13 protein-coding genes and 2 pseudogenes are annotated in these 17,909 nt (G+C 64.1%); 8 read left to right on the top strand and 7 right to left on the bottom strand.

The window, feature by feature from the left end; genetic code table 11:
- Positions 1-41 precede the first annotated feature (41 nt).
- Complete coding sequence (gene hchA / locus CTP10_RS36850; protein WP_116321592.1) at positions 42-923, bottom strand: glyoxalase III HchA; 882 nt, start codon at positions 921-923, stop codon at positions 42-44.
- A gap of 747 nt (positions 924-1,670) precedes the next feature.
- Here hchA and CTP10_RS36845 point away from each other — a divergent pair.
- Positions 1,671-4,475, top strand: coding sequence for a LuxR C-terminal-related transcriptional regulator (locus CTP10_RS36845; protein WP_233528244.1), 2,805 nt, complete (start codon positions 1,671-1,673; stop codon positions 4,473-4,475).
- Positions 4,476-4,503: 28 nt separating this feature from the next.
- Here CTP10_RS36845 and CTP10_RS36840 read toward each other — a convergent pair whose 3' ends face one another.
- Positions 4,504-5,523 carry an NAD(P)H-quinone oxidoreductase gene (locus CTP10_RS36840; RefSeq protein WP_233528243.1) on the bottom strand — a complete coding sequence of 340 codons (1,020 nt, stop codon included), beginning with the start codon at positions 5,521-5,523 and terminating at the stop codon, positions 4,504-4,506.
- Positions 5,524-5,567: 44 nt separating this feature from the next.
- Here CTP10_RS36840 and CTP10_RS36835 point away from each other — a divergent pair.
- Positions 5,568-5,729 (top strand): annotated as a pseudogene (locus CTP10_RS36835) (LysR family transcriptional regulator); the annotation flags it as partial.
- A 40-nt stretch (positions 5,730-5,769) separates the two neighbouring features.
- Here the strand turns inward: CTP10_RS36835 and actP are convergent.
- The 3 genes from actP to CTP10_RS36820 form a co-directional block, all read right to left on the bottom strand.
- A complete protein-coding gene (actP, locus tag CTP10_RS36830; RefSeq protein ID WP_233528242.1) occupies positions 5,770-7,341 on the bottom strand; it encodes a cation/acetate symporter ActP in 1,572 nt (523 codons plus the stop codon).
- Complete coding sequence (locus CTP10_RS36825; RefSeq protein ID WP_116321589.1) at positions 7,338-7,652, bottom strand: DUF485 domain-containing protein; 315 nt, start codon at positions 7,650-7,652, stop codon at positions 7,338-7,340. Before CTP10_RS36825 ends, actP begins: the two co-directional genes overlap by 4 nt.
- 66 nt (positions 7,653-7,718) lie before the next feature.
- Positions 7,719-9,407, bottom strand: a complete 1,689-nt coding sequence (locus tag CTP10_RS36820) for a fatty acid--CoA ligase (protein WP_116321588.1) — start codon at positions 9,405-9,407, stop codon at positions 7,719-7,721.
- A 351-nt stretch (positions 9,408-9,758) separates the two neighbouring features.
- On the opposite strand from CTP10_RS36820, the pseudogene CTP10_RS36815 reads away from it, so the two are divergent.
- Both CTP10_RS36815 and CTP10_RS36810 read left to right on the top strand, forming a co-directional pair.
- A pseudogene (locus CTP10_RS36815) lies at positions 9,759-9,878 on the top strand (2-deoxy-D-gluconate 3-dehydrogenase); the annotation flags it as partial.
- A 41-nt stretch (positions 9,879-9,919) separates the two neighbouring features.
- Complete coding sequence (locus tag CTP10_RS36810) at positions 9,920-10,963, top strand: phosphotransferase (RefSeq protein WP_116321587.1); 1,044 nt, start codon at positions 9,920-9,922, stop codon at positions 10,961-10,963.
- Positions 10,964-11,263: 300 nt separating this feature from the next.
- On the opposite strand, the gene CTP10_RS36805 is transcribed toward CTP10_RS36810, so the two are convergent.
- Entirely contained in the window at positions 11,264-12,190 is a 927-nt protein-coding gene (locus CTP10_RS36805) for a LysR family transcriptional regulator (protein ID WP_116321586.1), read from the bottom strand.
- A gap of 114 nt (positions 12,191-12,304) precedes the next feature.
- On the opposite strand from CTP10_RS36805, the gene CTP10_RS36800 reads away from it, so the two are divergent.
- Both CTP10_RS36800 and CTP10_RS36795 read left to right on the top strand, forming a co-directional pair.
- Complete coding sequence (locus CTP10_RS36800) at positions 12,305-13,324, top strand: aldo/keto reductase (protein ID WP_116321585.1); 1,020 nt, start codon at positions 12,305-12,307, stop codon at positions 13,322-13,324.
- Between the two features lie 32 nt (positions 13,325-13,356).
- A complete protein-coding gene (locus CTP10_RS36795) occupies positions 13,357-13,782 on the top strand; it encodes an SRPBCC family protein (protein WP_116321584.1) in 426 nt (141 codons plus the stop codon).
- Between the two features lie 439 nt (positions 13,783-14,221).
- Here the strand turns inward: CTP10_RS36795 and CTP10_RS36790 are convergent, their stop codons facing one another.
- Complete coding sequence (locus CTP10_RS36790) at positions 14,222-15,229, bottom strand: LysR family transcriptional regulator (RefSeq protein WP_116321583.1); 1,008 nt, start codon at positions 15,227-15,229, stop codon at positions 14,222-14,224.
- A 182-nt stretch (positions 15,230-15,411) separates the two neighbouring features.
- Here CTP10_RS36790 and CTP10_RS36785 point away from each other — a divergent pair, with 182 nt between their 5' ends.
- Together CTP10_RS36785 and CTP10_RS36780 are read left to right on the top strand one after the other, a co-directional pair.
- Positions 15,412-16,713, top strand: a complete 1,302-nt coding sequence (locus CTP10_RS36785) for an MFS transporter (RefSeq protein ID WP_233528241.1) — start codon at positions 15,412-15,414, stop codon at positions 16,711-16,713.
- Positions 16,714-16,808: 95 nt separating this feature from the next.
- On the top strand, positions 16,809-17,879 hold the full coding sequence (locus CTP10_RS36780) for a porin (protein WP_116321581.1): 1,071 nt from the start codon (positions 16,809-16,811) through the stop codon (positions 17,877-17,879).
- Positions 17,880-17,909 lie beyond the last annotated feature (30 nt).

The following is a 17,909-nucleotide window of genomic DNA, read 5'->3' as shown; positions in this document are numbered from 1 at the left end:
ATAAAGCGCCCGAGCAGGCAAGGTCTCTGATGGGGTGAGAACTAGCGCCCACCTGTATTCTGCACTTCGTCCAGTAACGCGCGCGCAGCCAGCTTGCCAAGATTGTTGCCCGCAAATGGACTGTCGCCGGTGAGGAGCTTGCGGTCATGAAACGTGCTTCCATCGATTTCAGTGTTTACGATCTCGACTCCCATAGCAGCAAGTCTTTCGCCGAAGAACCAACGCAATGGACCCGGCATATAGCCAATTTCTGGCGTTTGCTTGTCCAAGGCATCTGGGAATGCGCAGATGCGATATCCGCGAAAAAGATCCCCACCATTCGGTTCGTCGATGCTGGCGGAAATCAATGCAGCAGGGCCGTGACACAGCGTGATGATGAATTTATCATTATTCATAGCCCACTGTAGGGTTGCCTTCATGTCCGCGCTGAAGGGCAGCCCCATCAGGGCGCCATGTCCTCCAGGGACGAAAACGGCAATGTAGTTTGCATCCTTGTCCAAGGAATTCACGACGTCAGAAAGCTTGAGCGGCTGCTGGAATTTTTGCTCGTACTTCGCATAGAGGGCCTTTATCTCAGCGTCTTCAGAAGGGAATGCCCACCATTCGAACTTGGTCGGATTGCCAGACAAGGTGGCAATGTCGAACTCGAAGCCTGCGCGGTCCAGGTGATACATGGGCAGGAGGGTTTCGACGGGATGGTTGCCAGTAGAAAAGAAGGTGTCATTTCCGGTCAGGAGATAGCGCTCATCTGCAGCGACTAGTAATACTTTCCAGCGACCTCCCTGGTAAGCGTCCGGATAGTCGGCATCCGCGAGGTTAGACCTGGGCGACGTAAATTGCGAAAGTGAGTAGGGGGAGGGGAAGAACGCCTTGCGCTCGGCTGGGTCAGGCGTCGGCTGCTTGCTGTCTGTCTGGGACGTCATGATAGGCTTCCTTCTGAAGAAAAATGGGTTTTAGAACTCAGTTTCCACCGGCTTTTACATCAAATCAGGGAAATCCAAGGTCTCGGCGCCGGCTTTGAATGTCGCCTTCACTCGCGCCTGTATCGCCTCGTTGGGTAAGCAAAGATGCGGTGCAAGCCCGAGTGCGCGATAAAGAACTTCGGCAGGCGCTCTGCAGGATGACGACGCGCACGTTCGCATCCGGTCGTTCACTCCCGAATGCTTAAAGCCAGACATGCCGCGCTATGGCCTGCGATTCCATTCGCGAGTAGTTGCTTGTGGAAAGGCGAGCTTCGTCGTCAGCTTGAAGTAGCAAGCGTCGCTAGCGCAATGATCTGTTTATCCTTGCGGCTTTTGCAAGGTTCCTCCCTAAGTGGGGGGGAGTCCAGCTCAGGTCCCAGGCAATGTAGGCGCGCTGCTGAAGCCGGCGTCCCGCTCTAGCACACGAGCATTCGGACACAGCACAAACGATGTTTGGCAACAGCGACGAAATGGCATCGTCGGGGAATCCCCCCCGTCTTCCCCCCCGCTGACGGTATCCCATGCCCTTGTGGCTTGACTTTCGTTTCGGCGATCATCTATTACAGTCGTACCCGAATCTGCTCGGCTGATCCTGAGCGATTGGGAGTATCAGTTGCTGGCATCGGGAGCGGCTTTGGCAAAGGGTGGCGCTGGGACTGCCGAGATGGTGCGCCGGGAGCAGGCCGACGAATGGGATGTGATCGTCTAGTGAATTCATCGCGAGACCAGGAAGCGCCTTCGACTCAATCGTCTCCCGGCGACGCGGAGCAGGTGCCCCCGTGCTGGCCGACGCTGATCCTGACAAAGCTGGCGCCGCCGCGAACGCGCCACTATGTCCAGCGTGCGCGTGCCATCGGGCTGCTGCGTCCGGGTCTGGAGCGCAAGCTGACGGTGCTGGTGGCGCAGGCCGGCTTCGGCAAGACTTCTTTGTTGAGTGAATGGAAGCATCGCCTGGAGGAGGAAGGGTGCGCCGTCGGCTGGCTTAGCATAGACGCTGACGACGACGATCTGTTCCAGTTCTGCGCCTACCTGCTCGCCGCGGCCAGGAACGCCTGCAGGGAAGCTGGCGAGCCGGTAGCGCAATGGCTCGAGGCGGATCCGCTGGCATCGGCAGAAGCAATGCTTGCCGGGTTGCTCAATGCGGTGGCGACGTTGCCGCGGCAGCTGGTGCTGGTGCTGGACGACTTCGACCGGCTGGCCGCTCCTGCCATTCACGAAGCGGTGTTCCGATTGCTGCGCTATGCACCCGAAAACCTGCACCTGCTCGTCGCGGGGCGCAGCGAGCCGGCGTTTCCGCTGAGCTACTTCGAGGCGCGTGGCCAGTTGCTGAAGCTGGATGCGGAAGCCCTGCGCTTTGACAGTGCGGAGACGCAGACGTTTTTCTCGGTCGTTTCCGGCCGCACGTTGAGCGCCACGCAGACGGAGGCGCTGCTTCAAGCGACCGAAGGCTGGGTGGCCGGTTTGCAACTGGCGTCATTTTCCCTCAGCGAGAACGAATCGGCCGGGGCATTCACCGAGCGCTTGCCGTTTGCCCGGCGCAGCATCGAAGCGTATCTCAATGAGAACGTCTTCGTTCACGTCCCTGAACCGCTGCAGGTATTCCTCTTGCGGACATCGGTGCTGGACCGGATGTCGGTGCCGCTGTGCAATGCGCTCGCAGGAACCGACTCAGCGCTTGCCAGTCTCGAGTGGCTGGTTTCACGGAATATGTTTGTGAGGCCACTGGACGCCGACTATCAGTGGTATCGCTACCACGCTTTGTTCGCCGAGTACCTGAGAAAGCGCCTGCTGCGGGAACGACCGCAGGAAGTCGCCGGCCTGCACCGCCGCGCCAGTGAATGGTTCGCGGCGCAGTCGCTGTGGCCGGAAGCCGTCAGGCACGCCCTGGCCGCGGGGGATGTCGATCGCGCCGCCGGCTGGGTCGAGCAATGCGCGATGACCCTGGTCGAGGCCAGCGACGTGCGCACGGTGCTGAGCTGGGTCGCCAAGCTGCCTCCCGAGGCGGTGCATGGCCGGCTACGCCTGCGCCTGGCGCATGCCTGGGCTCTCGCGTTGACGATACAGACAGTGGCGGCCAAGGCTGCGCTGCAGGCGGTCGAGGACGACATCGGCCGCGGGCGGCTGCCCCTGACCGAAGTGGTGCGCGTCGAGTTGCAGGCGGTCACGGCGCTGATCGCGGGCCTGTCCGATGAAAGCCAGCTCTCACTGGAGATGGGCCGCAAGGTGCTTGCGCTCGGCCCCGAAGCCGGCTCATGGGAGGAAGGCATCGGGCTGACCACACAGATCTTCGGGCTCAGCTATGCAGCTGGGTTTGACGAGGTCGAACGCCTGCGGCGCACGCTCACCCTCAATACCGGGGCTGATACGCCGATCTACGCCAAGGTGTACCGGCAGAGCATGGTCGGGCTCAGCTTGTTCGTGGAAGGCAGGCTGGGCGAGGCGGTTCAGACTTTGGAGGACGTCCTGCGCGAATCCAACGAGCGCGTCGGCAGGCAGTCAGCCGCGTCAGTGCTTCCGGTCGGCTACCTGGCGGCCATTCACTATGAATGGAACGACCTGGACCGGGTCGCCGAATTGCTGGAAGGCCGGCTCGAAATCGCGCTGCAATCGTGCTCGCTTGGTCCGCTGGTCGGTTTCTGCGTGACGCTGGCGCGGTTGCGGCTGCTGGCGGGCAAGCAGGACGAAGCCTACCAGATCGTGGAGGATGCGGAAGCCATTGCCCGCGGCCGCCAATGGCTGCGAATGCAGGTCGCGTGCAAGGCCGAGGCGATCCGGATCAGTATCGGTGCCGGAGATATCGGCCGTGCCACGCGCATCGGACACGACCTGGAAGCGCTGGTCGGGCCGAAGCCCTCGACCTTGCATGGCAGCTATCTGGAAACCTGGCAACGCTTCCAGGTGGCACATTGCCGGCTGTTGGTGGGGCGCGGCCGGCCCGAGCTAGCCGTGCCCATCCTGCAGAGCGTGCAGGCAGAGTTGCGTGCGGCGGGCATGCAGTACCTGTCCGCCCAGATTTCAGTGATGCTGGCGGTCGCCCTGCACAGTGCGGGGCAGCGTGCGGAGGCCGTGCAGGCCATGCGCGCCGCGCTCGCGTATGGCCAGGCGAACGGTTTGCACCGCGTGTTTCTCGATGCCGGGGCTGCGGCCCGGGAGATCCTTGACGCGCTGCGCCAGCAGCAAGACCGCCTGGCCGAGGTCGAGCCCTGGTATCTGAGGAGGCTATGCGCCGGGTTCGATGTGCCGACGAGCGCGCCAGACGCCGCGGAGGACCGGGCGGAGCCGGTGGCCGCCAGCAGGCTGAGCGCCCGTGAGGTGGAAATCCTGGACTATGTAGCACGGGGGCTTTCCAACAAGGAGATTGCCCGGGCCATTCGCGTCGCCCCGGAAACGGTGAAATGGCACCTGAAGAATATCTTCGAGAAGCTGAAAGTGAATTCCCGCATCCAGGCGGTCCGCAGTGGCCTCGGCCGGGACCTGCCCTGGGTCACGGAGCGAACCGTGCCGCGGAGCTAGCGTCCCATGCGCGATTCCGGCATTGCCGCTACTGATCCATCTTCAGCACGATCTTGCCGATATGGGTGCCAGAGTCCATCAACTCATGTGCGGCGCGCGCCTGCTCCAGTGCAAAGGTCTGGTAGATGACCGGTTTGACGGCTCCGGTGGCCATCAGCGGCCAGACCTGCGCCTCGAGCTCGCGGATGATCTCGGCCTTTTCTTCAGGCGTGCGCGAGCGCAAGGTGGAACCGATATGGGTAAGCCGCTTGGTCAGCATGGGGAACAGGTCGACCTCCTTGGCGACGCCCTTGATCACGCCGATTTGCACAATGCGCCCGTTAATGGCCGCAGCGGCGTAGTTCCTCGGGACGTAGTCGCCGGCAATGATGTCGACGATGACATCGACACCCTTGCCTTCGGTGACGCGCATGACCGCGTCGACAAAATCCTCTTCCAGGTAATTGACCGCGTAATCGGCACCGAGAGCGAGGCTGGCGTCGCGCTGCGCGTCCGAGGCCACGGTGGTGATGATCTGGGCCGCGCCAAAGGCTTTGCCGAGCATGGTGGCGGTGGTGCCGATGCCGGACGCGCCGCCATGGATCAGGACGGTGTCGCCCCGGGTGAACTTGCCGCGCTGGAAGAGGTTCAGCCAGACCGTCATGAAGGTCTCGGGCATCGCGGCAGCTTCCACCAGTTGCAGGCCTTCGGGCAGGTGCAGCGTATTGTGCTCGCTGGCGACACTATACTCGGCGTATCCGCCCCCCGGAATCAGCGCGCAGACGAGATCGCCGACCTTGAACCTGGTGACGCCGCGGCCGACGGCCGCAACGTCTCCCGCCACTTCAAGGCCCGGAATATCGGACGCGCCCGGCGGCGGATCGTACAGCCCTTTGCGCTGGAATACGTCAGGGCCATTGACGCCTGCCGCATGGTGGCGGATCAGCAGTTCGCCCGGGCCGGGCGCGGGCACCGGGCGGCGCGTGGGCACCAGCACTTCCGGGCCGCCGGGATGCGTGATTTCGATGGCCGTCATGGTATCGGGGATATTGCTCAAAGGCGAATGCATGGATTTTCCTGATTAACTCGTGAAACCCGGATCGCGACGGCACGCTGCGCGCCGCGGCGCGGTCGCTGGGGGTTGACCAGGCGACGGTAGGGCGGCGCCTTGCGGCCCTGGAAGGCGTGGTCGGGGCAACCCTATTCCTGCGCACGTCCGGCGGCTATGTGCTGACCGCGGCGGGAGAATGCGTGCTCGATGCGGCGCAACGCATGGCCGTGTCGTAGGTTGTTCACGGGGACGTGTGCCAGGGCGTCAGTGCCTGGACGCTGCCGCCGCCCCATGGCCAGTCTGTGCGCGGACCAGTTGCGCGTCGAAGGCCTGGCGCTCTGCCTCAGCCCTGGCGCTCCGGTCGAAGCGCGAGCACAGGTACGTGACCAGGAACGCAAACGGGACCGTGAACAGCGCCGGGTGGTCGTACGGAAAAATGGCTGAGGGATGCCCCAGCACGTTCTTCCACACGGCAGGAGAAAGGATCACCAGCGCGACCGACGACATCAGGCCCGACGCCACGCCCCAGACCGCGCCGCGGCTGGTCAGGCCCCGCCAGTACATCGACAGCACCAATACCGGAAAATTCGCCGAGGCCGCCACATTGAATGCCAGCGCGACCAGGAACGCGAGATTCTGCCCCTTGAACACGATCCCAAGCATTACAGCGACGACGCCGATTGCGAGCGTGGCCCGCTTGGTGACAGCGATCTCCGCCGCCTCGGTGGCGGTGCCGCGGCGGAGGACGCCCGCGTAGATGTCGTGCGAGATCGCGGAAGCGCCCGCGAGCGTCAGGCCCGACACCACGGCGAGAATCGTGGCAAAGGCGACCGCTGCCAGGAAGCCCAGAAACAGATTGCCACCTGTCGCGCTGGCCAGGTGCATCGCGACCATATTGCCGCCGCCGAGCAGCTTTCCGCCGACCTGGCCGCCTTCGAAATAGCGCGGATCGGTACCGACGATCACGATGGCCGCGAGACCGATGGCGAACATGGCGAGGAACATGTAGCCAATGCAGGTGCTGGCCACCAGCACGCTCTTGCGTGCCTCGCATGCATTCGGCACCGTAAAGAAGCGCATCAGGATATGCGGGAGTCCCGACAGCCCGAGCACGGTGGCCACGCAAAGCGAGAGCGCCGAGACCGGATCGGCGAACAGCGTGCCAGGCGCGAGCAGGGCGGGGCCGCTGCGATGCACCGCGATGGCCTTGGCGGCCAGCGCTTCAAGGCTGAAGCCAAAGTGCCCCAGGGCCAGCAGCATCAGCAGCGAGCCGCCGAACAGCAGCAGCACTGCCTTGATGATCTGCACCCATGTCGTGGCGATCATGCCGCCAACGGTCACGTAGATCATCATCAGCGCGCCAACCCCGATGACGGCATAGATATAGTCGATGCCGAACAGCAACTGCACCAGTTCGCCGGCGCCGACCATCTGCACGATCAGGTAGAGCAGCACCACCACCAGGCTGCTGGCTGCCGCCATGCAACGCGTGCTGACCGGATCGAGCCGATCCGAAATAATGTCGACGAAGGTGAACTTGCCGAGATTACGCAGCCGCTCGGCCATCAGGAACAGCATGACCGGCCAGCCGATGAAGAACCCGACGATATACAGCAGCCCGTCAAAGCCGCGCGCATAGACCAGGCTGACCACGCCGAGCAGCGTGGCCGCCGACATGTAGTCGCCCGCCACGGCCAGGCCGTTCTGCATGCCGGTGATGCCACCGCCGGCGGTAAAAAAGTCATTGGCGGTCCGGGTGCGCAGGGAGGCCCGGTACGTGATGCCCAGCGTCAGCGCGACGAAGAGCAGGAACATGGCGATCGCCTGGAGATTCATTGTCCGGCCTCCGACAGGATCTGCTGCACCATCGCTTCCAGCTTGCCATTGGCAAGACGCACGTAGTACCACGTTGCGCCCCAGCCCAGCAGCACGCTGCCGACAGCGAGGATGATGCCAAGGTTGAGCAATGTTTCCGGATGAAGCGGCTCGGCCAGGCGCTGAGGCTGCATTGCAACCGCAAGCATCAGCGCGAGATAGGGGACGAGCACGAGGGCCAGCAAGACCCGCGAGAGGCGGGCGCGGCGACGGACCAGTTCGCCGAACCTGGGATGGCGCCGGATGCGCTCTGTTGTGGTGGACGCTTGCATTTCTGTGTCTCCTAAGTCGGTCTTTCTAGTGAAAACGCACTTTCCACGCCGGCATCGGCTGCGGACTCATGAATGGGTGGCGGAACTTGGGGAAGGGGGAAGGACGGACTGGTACTTGTCGCGGAGCAGGCGCTTGTTGATCTTGCCTACGCTGGTCTTCTCGATCGTGTCGACAAACAGGATCCGTTCAGGGACCGCGTACTTCGAGATCGCGCCACGGCGGACGAAATCGCGCAGATGCTCCTGGATTTCTTCTGTCCCGGCAGACTGTCCCGGCCGCAGCACGATCAATGGCAGCGGGCGTTCGCCCCATCGCGCATCCTTGATGCCGATGACGGCCACTTCGCTCACCGCGGCGTGGCGCGAAATCAGGTCTTCGAGCTCCAGCGACGACACCCACTCGCCACCGCTCTTGATCACATCCTTGATGCGGTCGGTGACCTGCAAATAGCCATCGCTGTCGATCGAGCCAATGTCGTTGGTATGGAGATAGCCTCCGGCCCACAGGTGCTCGGACTCCGCCGAATTGCCGAGATAGCCTTGCGTGAGCCACGGCGCACGAACCACGATCTCTCCGCTGGTCTTGCCGTCGTGCGCAATGTCGCGCATCTCGTCATCGACGATGCGCAGGTCGACCAGCGGAATGGGCAAGCCGGTCTTGGTGCGGAAGTCGAGTTCGGTGGTGGCATCGCCAAGCAGCGTGGTCTTCACCTGCGCCAGCGTGAGGATCGGACAGGTCTCCGACATGCCATAGCCGGTGAACACGTCTATGCCGCGGTCCATGGCGGCCTGTGCCAGGCCCCTCGGCAGTGCCGATCCGCCCACGATGATCTTCATGCCGCTCAGGTCGACCGCCGCCGAATCGGGGTGCGACAAGATCATATGGAGCAGGGTGGGCACGCCGTGCGAGAACGTGACGCGCTCGCCTTGCATCAGCCGCAGCAGATGATCGGCGGCGTAGCGGCCCGGGTAGACCTGCTTCATGCCAAGCGCAGTCGCCACATACGGCATTCCCCATGCGTGCACGTGGAACATCGGCGTCAGCGGCATATAGACGTCGTCCCTATGCACGCGCCCCTGGCTGGGCGCACCGGCCAGCGCCGCCATGGTGGCCAGCGTATGAATCACGATCTGCCGATGGCTGAAGTACACCCCTTTCGGCAGCCCGGTGGTGCCGGTGGTGTAGAAGGTCGTCGCCCGGGCGTTTTCGTCGAAATCCGGGAAGGGGTAATCGGGTGGCGATGCTGCCAGCAACGCCTCATATTCAGCGCTGAAGCCATCAGGCAGGGGCGCGCTGTCGAGTGCAAAGCTGTCTTCCCCGACCAGGACGAAACGCTCGACCGTTTCGAGTTGGGCGCGAATCGATTCAAGCACGGGCAGGAAGTCGGCATGGACGATCAGCAGCCTGACGCCGGCGTGGTTCAGGGTGTAGGCAATCTGCTCCGGCGACAGCCGCACATTCACCGTCATCAACACCGCGCCCATCATTGGGATGCCGAAATAGCCCTCGAGGTAGCGATGGCTGTCCCAGTCCATTACTGCCACCGTATCGCCCGCTTCAATGCCGAGCGCTTGCAGGCCGCTTGCGAGTTGGCCGATTCGGTGCCGCATGGTCCAGTAGCTGTGCCGCACCTGGCCGCGGTAAACGATTTCCTGCTCCGGGTTTGTTGCCAGCGGCGCATGTAGGAGCTGCTTGATGAGCAGCGGATAAGCATACGCCGATGGGGTGCGTGGAATGGGGGTAGGCCGTGTCACGGAGGGACTCCTTGATCGCTGTGGCAGCGGCCCGGGCAGCATGCTCCAGTGGCTTGCATGCTGGCGCCCGGGACGCCGGATGCCTGGCAGCGTAAGCACCGTGGCTCTGTTTTTCAGCCCCCCGATAGGGGAGGCGCCAGCCTTCGCGAGGCTGGCCGGAGGGTGGTCGTGCGGGGGGCTCCCCGTTCGGGTGGCTGGTTTCCCGAACCCGGCGGCTTAACCTTCGTTGCGACAACCGCGTCGAAGGAGACGGCAAATATGGCTTCCGCACCTCGTCCTCAACCTGTCTTTCCCGATCTGGAGGGCAAAGTGGCACTTGTGACCGGCGCGTTCTGTCGGCTTGGCCGCCACTTCCTCGGACAGCCCTCCCAACTGGACGGCGCGTTGCTGCTGCTGGCCTCCGAGGCTTCCCACTACATCACCGGTGCCGTGCTGCCTGTCGACGGCGGGCACCTCGTCAGCTCGCTGTAATGCAGCGCGCGATTCCACACACCAGCGAGAGAGACAGACGGATGAACCAAACCCCCCACCGCGACTGGGATGCGCTGGCACGGCTGCTGGCTGCGCGCGGGCTGATCGAGCACGCCTCGCTCACAGCCACCCGCCTGACCGGTGGCCAGTCGAATCCGACGTTCCTGATCTCGTCTGACACGCAGCGCTTTGTCGTGCGCATGAAGCCGGTCGGTCAGATCCAGGCCAGGGCTCATGCCATCGACCGTGAGTACCGCGTCATGCGTGCACTCCAAGGAAGCGACGTACCGGTCCCCACCGTGTATCTGTTCAGCGAAGACCTTTCCATCCTGGGCAGCCCGTTCTACCTGATGGAGTACCTCGACGGCAGGGTGCTGGTGGATCAGTCGCTACCGGGCATGCAGCCCGCCGAGCGCGGCGCTATCTATGCGGAGATGAATCGCGTGATAGCAGCGCTGCATCGGGTTGATGTCGAGACGGTGGGGCTTGCCGACTACAGCCCGGCCGGGAACCACCTTGAGCGCCAGATCGCCGGCTGGACACGCCAGTGCCGCGCCACAGGCGCCGCGGAGAGCTCCGCCATGCAAGCCCTGATGAGCTGGCTGCCGAGGAACATCCCGGCAGTCGATGACACCCGGCTCGTCCATGGCGACTTCCGCCTCGATAACCTGGTCTTTCACCCGAGCGAACCGAAGGTCATCGGCGTGCTGGACTGGGAGTTGTCCGCGCTGGGCCACCCGCTGGTCGATTTTGCCTACCACTGCCTGAGCTGGCACATCCCGTCGTCGCTATGGCGCGGCATCGCCGGTCTCGATCTTGCCGGCCTTGGCATTCCGGCTGAGGAAACCTACATGCGGTGGTATCTCGATGCCAATGGCACGCCGGGAATCGAACACTGGGATTTTTTTATCGCCTATAACCTGTTTCGCCTCGCCGCCATCCTGTTCGGCATTAGCGAACGTGCCCGGCACGGCAATGCGGCGGCCGCGGATGCCGTGGAAACCGGGCGTAAGGCCGGTCCAATGGCCGACCTGGGGTGGCACTACGCGATGCGCTATGAGGCGGGGCGCAGATTAACTGCCTGACGCTGCATAAACAGGGTCGGGCAATCCCAGCGCATCTCAACCGTGTCGGCCGAATCTGCGTCACTCAGTTGCTGAACAAACGCATGTGCAAGCGTCAACAAATGCGCTGGCGCTGACCGTTTGGTATGTCGCTCCCTTCAGTCGGGCATTGTCGTGTTCGGCGATAACGAGGATCGTCATGGTCAGATCACCTTGGCTTCGTTTTTCAGTTTGGCAAGCAGGTCGGTCGTGACGAACCGGCCAACGGCCGGCTCCCCGCGTGGCTTTCCTTCTCACGCCAAATCAGGAAGCGACGGCGCGTCAACCTACTTTCGCCGTTGCGATCTCCGGCACCACGCCGCTCGCCTGCAGCAACGTCTTGCGGAAGATCTCCACCAGCGGCCGCAAATTGACCTTGTGCCAGGCCGCCCACAAGGGCGTGCGGTAGCTGAACCACGAGAGCTCGTGCAGCACAACGCCCGCCGGCGCCTGGTGGCGCAGGCTTTGCTGGATCGTGGTCACGCCGAGTCCCGCGGCCACGAGTCCCAGGGCGGCCAGCGGTTCAGTCGCCTCCATCGTGATGGTCGGCGTGAACCCGGCCCTGGCGCAAGCCGCGATGAACGTGTCATGCCGAAGCGCGGTTTCCTGGTGCATCACGCCGATCCATTTTTGCGCAGCCAGGTCGTCCGGGGTGAGCTGTTCCGCCTTGGCAAGTGGGTGCCCCTCGGGCAGCGCCAGCAGCATCGGGTCATTGAGCACCTGTGCGGCCTCGAGATCCGGATCATCGGGCGCCGGCGGCTCGCACACGAGTGCGATATCCAGGCTGCGCTGGCGCAGCCCTTCGAGCTGGGCCCCCGACTGCTGGTTGTACAGCGCGATGTGCACGGCGGGGCGGTCCTGGCGCAGCGAGCGCAAGGCGTTCGGCAGGATGCCCGAGTGCATCGCGTATTCCAGGTAGCCAATGCAGAGGCCGCCTTCGTCGCCGCGCCCGAGCCGCCGCGCCAGCGATTCGAGCCGGTTGGCATGCGTGAGGAAGGCGCGGGTCTCGGCCAGGAACGTGCGGCCGTCGCGCGTGAGCCGGATGCGTTGCTGGGAGCGCTCGAACAGCACCAGCCCGAGCTTTTCTTCCAGCTGGGCAATCTGCCGGCTAAGTGGCGATTGCGAGATATGGAGCCGTTCGGCGGCTCGTCCGACGTGCTCGTCTTCGGCCACGGCCACGAAATAGTGAAGTTGGCGGATATCTAGCATGTCCAGTCCTGAATTTAAGACCTGTGAGGAATCAAGTCTTTCAAATTATGTCTTGGACAGACTTAACTTGCAACCCTAGACTGCCTTCACCCCAACCTAATTTGTGGAGCAGTCATGAGCATCAAGGACAAACTGGCCGGTAACGTACTCGGCTTTGGTACCGCCCCGCTGGGCAATATGTTCCGCGACATCCCGGAAGCGGAGGCGCAGGCCACCGTGGACGCGGCCTGGGCGCAGGGCGTGCGCTACTACGACACCGCGCCGTTCTACGGCGCGGGCCTGGCCGAAATCCGGCTGGGCGAAGCGCTCTCCCGGCACCCGCGCGATGAATACGTGCTCAGCACCAAGGTCGGCCGCCTGATCCTGGACGAAGTCGAAGACGCCAGCGCGCGGGCGCTGGGCGAGAAAAGTGGCCTGTTCGCGGCCGGCCGCCCGAACAAGCTGGTCAACGACTACTCGGCGGACGCCACGCTGCGCTCGATCGAGGACAGCCTCAAGAGGATGAAGGCCGACCGCCTCGACATCGTGTGGGTCCACGACATCGCCCAGGACTTCTACGGCGACGAGTGGTTGGCTTATTTCGAGACGGCCCGCAAGGGCGCTTTCAAAGTGCTGACCCGGCTGCGCGAAGAGGGCGTGATCAAGGCCTGGGGCCTGGGCGTGAACCGCGTCGAGCCGATCGAACTGACGCTGGACCTGACCGAAGTGCAGCCGGACGGATTCCTGCTGGCGGGCCGCTATTCGCTGCTCGACCATGAGCGCGCGCTGCAGCGCCTGATGCCGAAGGCCGCGGAGCGCAAGACCGAGATCGTGGTCGGCGGCCCGTACAGCTCGGGCATCCTGGCCGGCGGCTCGCACTTCGAATACCAGAAGGCGCCGCCCGAGATCATCGACAAGGTCGAGCGCATCAAGGCGATCGCTCAACGCCACAACGTCAGCATCAAGGCCGCTGCGCTGCAGTTCGTGCTGGCCAACCCGGCAGTCGCCGCCGTGATCCCGGGTGCAAGCCGGCCCGAGCGCATCGCCGAGGACACCGCCGCGCTGAAGGCGGTCATTCCCGCCGATTTCTGGCGCGAGTTGCGCGAGCAGCACCTGGTCGCGGCAAATGCGCCACTGCCTGGCGACAGCAACTGATCCGGGACCACATTCGATTCAAGGAGTCCATCATGGCACAAGCTTCTGCAACGATCACGCTGCCGGTTGCACCGGACCGCGTCTGGCAACTGATTGGCGGCTTCGATTCGCTGCCCGACTGGCTGCCGTATATCCCCAAGAGCGAACTGAGCGAGGGCGGGCGCGTGCGCCGCCTCGTCAATCCGGACGGCGACGCCATCGTCGAACGGCTCGAGGCTTTTGACCAGCGCGCGCGCAGCTACACCTACTCGATCCTGGAGGCGCCGTTCCCGGTCACCGGCTATCGCTCCACGCTGCGCGTGGTCGGCATCGACGGGGACCAGGCGTCGCGCGTCGATTGGTCGGGGGAGTTCACGCCGGCCGGCGTGAGCGATAACGATGCGTCGCGGCTGTTCGAGGGCATTTATCGGGATGGCCTCAAGGCACTGGAGGCAACGCTGGCCGGGGCGGCATCATGAAAAAGCTGCTGGCCTTGTCGCTGGCTTTCGCGGTCACGTTCGGCGCAATTGCGCCTGCACAGGGGGCTGCGGGCGCGCCTGGCGAAGGACGCCTTCTGTTCCAGTACGGCGAGTAACTCTGTGGGATGGCGCCCCGTCGCGTGCCCGCGGTCAAATCCGCGTGAACTGCGTGTGCGTGACGGTGTTGCGCGACAGCCCCTCCTGGGAAGCTGCATTCGAGAAGGCAATTCAATCCTGTTCCTGACTGTTACCGTCTGGCAATGAGATAGACCAACGGCCGCGCATCAGCCAGCCCAGTCCCAACGTCATCAGGAGCGCCGCGGCCACGCCGCTCAGCCGAAGCGGAGCAACACCCTCGCCGCAAGCCCCGCTCGACAATTCGGTCGCCCAAACTTCAGTTCGTTCTGGTTCACACCAACTGTTATCGCGCTCTCTTCTTCTACGCTTTAGCAGAGCGCTTCCTTGCCGGTGATGCCTTCACCCGGTCCGCCGGTGCCGATGCGGTGTGCCCCGCGCACGGGGCTTCCGCACTTGCCACCGAGGTAAGTTGCCGCGCGGTATCCCGCAGCAATTCCCTGAGCCAGGCAATCGCTGGATCGCTTTCCTGGTATTTCTGCCATTGCAGATGCTCGGAGAACGCCGGCAAGTCAATCGGGCAGTCGAGGCGCTGCAGGCCAAAGCGCTGCGCCATTTGCTGTGCGAGGCGCGTCGGCAGCGTTGCAATGCGGTCCGTGCCGGAAAGTAGCGCGGGAACCAGCGTGAAGCTTGGGGCGATGACGTCCTGGCGGCGCGTGCGCTTGCCCGTGGCAAGCAGGCGCGCATCGAAGGTGAGCCGCCGACCGCCGCCCCATTCGACGCCGATATGGGCGCCGTCAAAGTAGGACTCGGCCGTCAGGCCGGTTCGCGCCAGCGCGCTGTCGCTGCAGACGAGGCAGGAGAAGGTGTCCTGGAACAACGGCTCGGACGGGTGGCCGGGCACCTTGGCGAACTCTGGGGCAATGAGCAATTCGGCTTCGCCGCTTTCCAGGTGCTCCGGTGTCTGCGGGCTGATCGCGCGCAGATCGAATTGCATCAACGGCGCCAGTTCCGCGGCGCGACGGATCACCCGCGACAGGAAGACGCTGATCACATAGTCGGATGATTCGATGATGAAGCGGCGCGACGACGTCGCGGGATCGAACGACGGGCGCGCCCGCGTGATGGTCTGAATCTGCAACAGTACGTCCCGCACCGGCTTGATCAGTTCCAGGGCCAGCGGCGTCAACACCTGCGTCTTGCCGACGGCGACCAGCAAATCGTCTTCGAAGTACTCCCGCAGCCGGCTCAGCGAGCAGCTCGTTGCGGGCTGGCTCAGGAACAGGCGTTCGGCGGCCTTGCCGACGCTGCGGGTCGAGAGCAGGGCATCGAGCACGACGAGCTGGTTCAGGTCGAGTTTGTTGAAGCGCATGTGGGGGCGGGGAAGATTTACGAAACAGATGCTTCGGATTTAAACAATAAATTATGTAAATGTCACTACCACGCCAATAATCCAACCCAACGCGCCTCAGCGCCGCGCGAAAACGAGAAAACGGAGACAAAACAGTGATTCGAGAGCCTCACAGAGAGCGGACTGCCGCGTCGCAATGGGCATTGGTCGCCACCTTGACGGTGGTGATGATGCTGGCGCAGATCGACAAGAACATCCTGGTGTTGATGGTCGGGCCGATCCAGCGCGAGTTCGGCGCCACCGACCTGCAGATCAGTTACCTGATCGGCGCGGCCTTTGCCGTGTCGAATATCGCCGTGGGTTTGCCAGCGGGCTGGATGGCCGACCGCTATAACCGCCGCGTGATCGTCGCGGTGGGCGTGCTGGTGTGGTCGGCTGCGGTCGCGGCCAACGCGGCGGCGGCGACGTTCGCCACGCTGGTGGTGGCGCGCATCATCGTCGGCGGCGCCGAAGCGCTGATTCCGCCTTCCGCGTATTCGCTGATCCGGGACGGCGTCGACGACCAGCGGCGCGCACGCGCGCTGTCGGTCTACACCATGGCGCTGATGCTGGGCACGGGCCTGTCGCTGGTGTTGGGCGGGCCGATGCTGCACTGGATCCAGTCGGCGGGCATCCGCTCGATCCCGCTGGTCGGGCAAGTGGCGCCGTGGCAGATGACGCTGTTCCTGATCGGCATCTGCGGGCTCCCCGTTGGCCTGCTGATCTTCCTGAACCGCGACCCGGGCCGCCACGCGGATGCCGTGCCCAGCGGCAAGCCGGACACGAAGGCGGTGATCCGGCATCTCGCCGACAACAAGGCGCTGTTCGTGCCGCTGCTGGCCTTCGCCGTTTGCAATGCGATGATCACCTATGGGCTCGGCGCGTGGATCCCCACCATGGTGGTGCGGCGCTTCCAGCTTGGCATGGCGGAGATCGGGCTGATCCAGGGCGGCCTGCTGCTGACCATGGGACCGCTTGGCCTGTGGCTCGCCGGGCTGGCCATGGATGCGCGCTCGCAGGCCAACCGGCTCTCCGGCGTGGCGCTGGTCGGCCTGGTGGTGAGCATTGCGGTGCCGGCCCTGACCATCCTGCTGTGCATGACACAGACCCTGGCCGGCTTCTGGCTGGTTGATGCGATGGTCGTGCTGTTCTCCTGGACCTTCATGGCGGTCACCTCGACGATTGTCGCCAGGAAGGTGCCGACGAATGCGGTGGGGCTGGTGATGGCGATCGTGCTGGTCCTGAACGGGCTGATCGGCCAGGGCCTGTCGCCGACGCTGATCGCGCTGGCGGGCAGGCAGGTGTTCGACGCCGGCCCCGAAGCGCTGGCGCGCGGCATGGCCCTGGTGTTTGCCGTGGCCGGCACGCTGGCAGTGGCCGCCGCCGCCTGGATGTACCGATCGCTGTTGCATGCCGAAGCGGCGGCCGGGTCCTACGGCGCCCCCGCGCAAGCCCCTTTGCGCTGATCCCCCCAAGACGCGTTGCTCCACGCGGGTCGCTGCAAGGCGACCGCGCAGGGATCCGTGCGTCCGCAAAAAACCAGAAGCTCGGAGACACAGGAATGAGGAAGTTAGCTGTGGCGCTGGCCTGCGCCACCATGTTGGCGGTCTGCCACCTGCCCGCCAGGGCACAATCGTCGGTCACGTTGTCCGGCTTGCTGGGAACTGGCGTGTCCTACACCACCAATGCCGGTCCAGCTGGCGGCGGACAGCTCCAGCTCAGCGGCACGCACGCCGTCCCCTTTATCGCCATGTCGGGCAAGGAAGCGATCAGCGGCGATACGGCGGCATTCTTCCGGCTAAGCAAATATGCCTTCCTGGATACGGGAATGTCGACGCCGTTCGAGAGCTATGTCGGCCTGAGCTCCAATACCTACGGCACGGTCTCGCTGGGCTCCATGTACGACCTGCTGGCCGACCTGGTGCCCTTTACCTCCGAGCGCTACACCTCGCTGCTGGCCACGCACCCCGGCAACCTGGACCGGACCGTGGGTAACTCGCTTAACAGCACGGTCAAGTACAAATCGCCGGTGTTCGGCGGGCTGCAGTTCGGCGCGATGTATGCCTTCGGCAATGCCAGCTCGACGACCAATACCGGGCGCGCCGTGGGCGCCGAGGTCAGCTACAGCGGCGGGCCGGTGCAGGGCGTGGTCGTGCTGGAATCGGTCAACGGCGTGCCCTACGCACCCGGGCAGAAGCTGGGCATCACCCGGCTATACGGCATCGACTTCAGCGGCAATCCCACGGCATCGCTCTTTCAGAACCAGGACACCGCCAGTGCCGGCATTGCCTATGCCGACCACGGCTGGCGGGTGATGGGTAACTACAGCTACACGCGCCTGTCCGCGGCCGGTGCGCGCGAGACCGCCCAGTCGATCGATGTCGGTGCCTACAAGTATGTCACGCCGCAGCTTCGCCTCGGGGGCGGCTATTCGTACACCACGCTCGATCCGTACAAGTGGAACCAGTTCCACGCCCATCTTGACTATGCGCTGTCGAAGCGGACCAGCCTCTATGTGCTCGGCGTGCTGCAGGTGGCGGGATCGGGGCAGCTTGCGGTGATGCGCAACCAGCCGCCCGCAACCAAGTCGCAGCAGCTGGTGCTGGAAGCTGGCATGACGCACCTGTTCTGACTGGATATCGCATAGCGCGCCAAGGCGCTT

It is taken from the genome of Cupriavidus sp. P-10, assembly GCF_003402535.2.
In the GTDB taxonomy this organism is placed as follows: Bacteria; Pseudomonadota; Gammaproteobacteria; order Burkholderiales; family Burkholderiaceae; genus Cupriavidus.
This window is presented reverse-complemented; position numbering and strand designations above follow the sequence as displayed.

Bases quoted from the DNA above. Each gene is read 5' to 3' on its own strand.
- hchA (WP_116321592.1), bottom strand. From the start codon at position 923: ATGACGTCCCAGACAGACAGCAAGCAGCCGACGCCTGACCCAGCCGAG.
- CTP10_RS36840 (WP_233528243.1), bottom strand. From the start codon at position 5,523: ATGCATTCGCCTTTGAGCAATATCCCCGATACCATGACGGCCATCGAA.
- actP (WP_233528242.1), bottom strand. From the start codon at position 7,341: ATGAATCTCCAGGCGATCGCCATGTTCCTGCTCTTCGTCGCGCTGACG.
- CTP10_RS36825 (WP_116321589.1), bottom strand. From the start codon at position 7,652: ATGCAAGCGTCCACCACAACAGAGCGCATCCGGCGCCATCCCAGGTTC.
- CTP10_RS36810 (WP_116321587.1), top strand. From the start codon at position 9,920: ATGAACCAAACCCCCCACCGCGACTGGGATGCGCTGGCACGGCTGCTG.
- CTP10_RS36805 (WP_116321586.1), bottom strand. From the start codon at position 12,190: ATGCTAGATATCCGCCAACTTCACTATTTCGTGGCCGTGGCCGAAGAC.
- CTP10_RS36800 (WP_116321585.1), top strand. From the start codon at position 12,305: ATGAGCATCAAGGACAAACTGGCCGGTAACGTACTCGGCTTTGGTACC.
- CTP10_RS36795 (WP_116321584.1), top strand. From the start codon at position 13,357: ATGGCACAAGCTTCTGCAACGATCACGCTGCCGGTTGCACCGGACCGC.
- CTP10_RS36790 (WP_116321583.1), bottom strand. From the start codon at position 15,229: ATGCGCTTCAACAAACTCGACCTGAACCAGCTCGTCGTGCTCGATGCC.
- CTP10_RS36780 (WP_116321581.1), top strand. From the start codon at position 16,809: ATGAGGAAGTTAGCTGTGGCGCTGGCCTGCGCCACCATGTTGGCGGTC.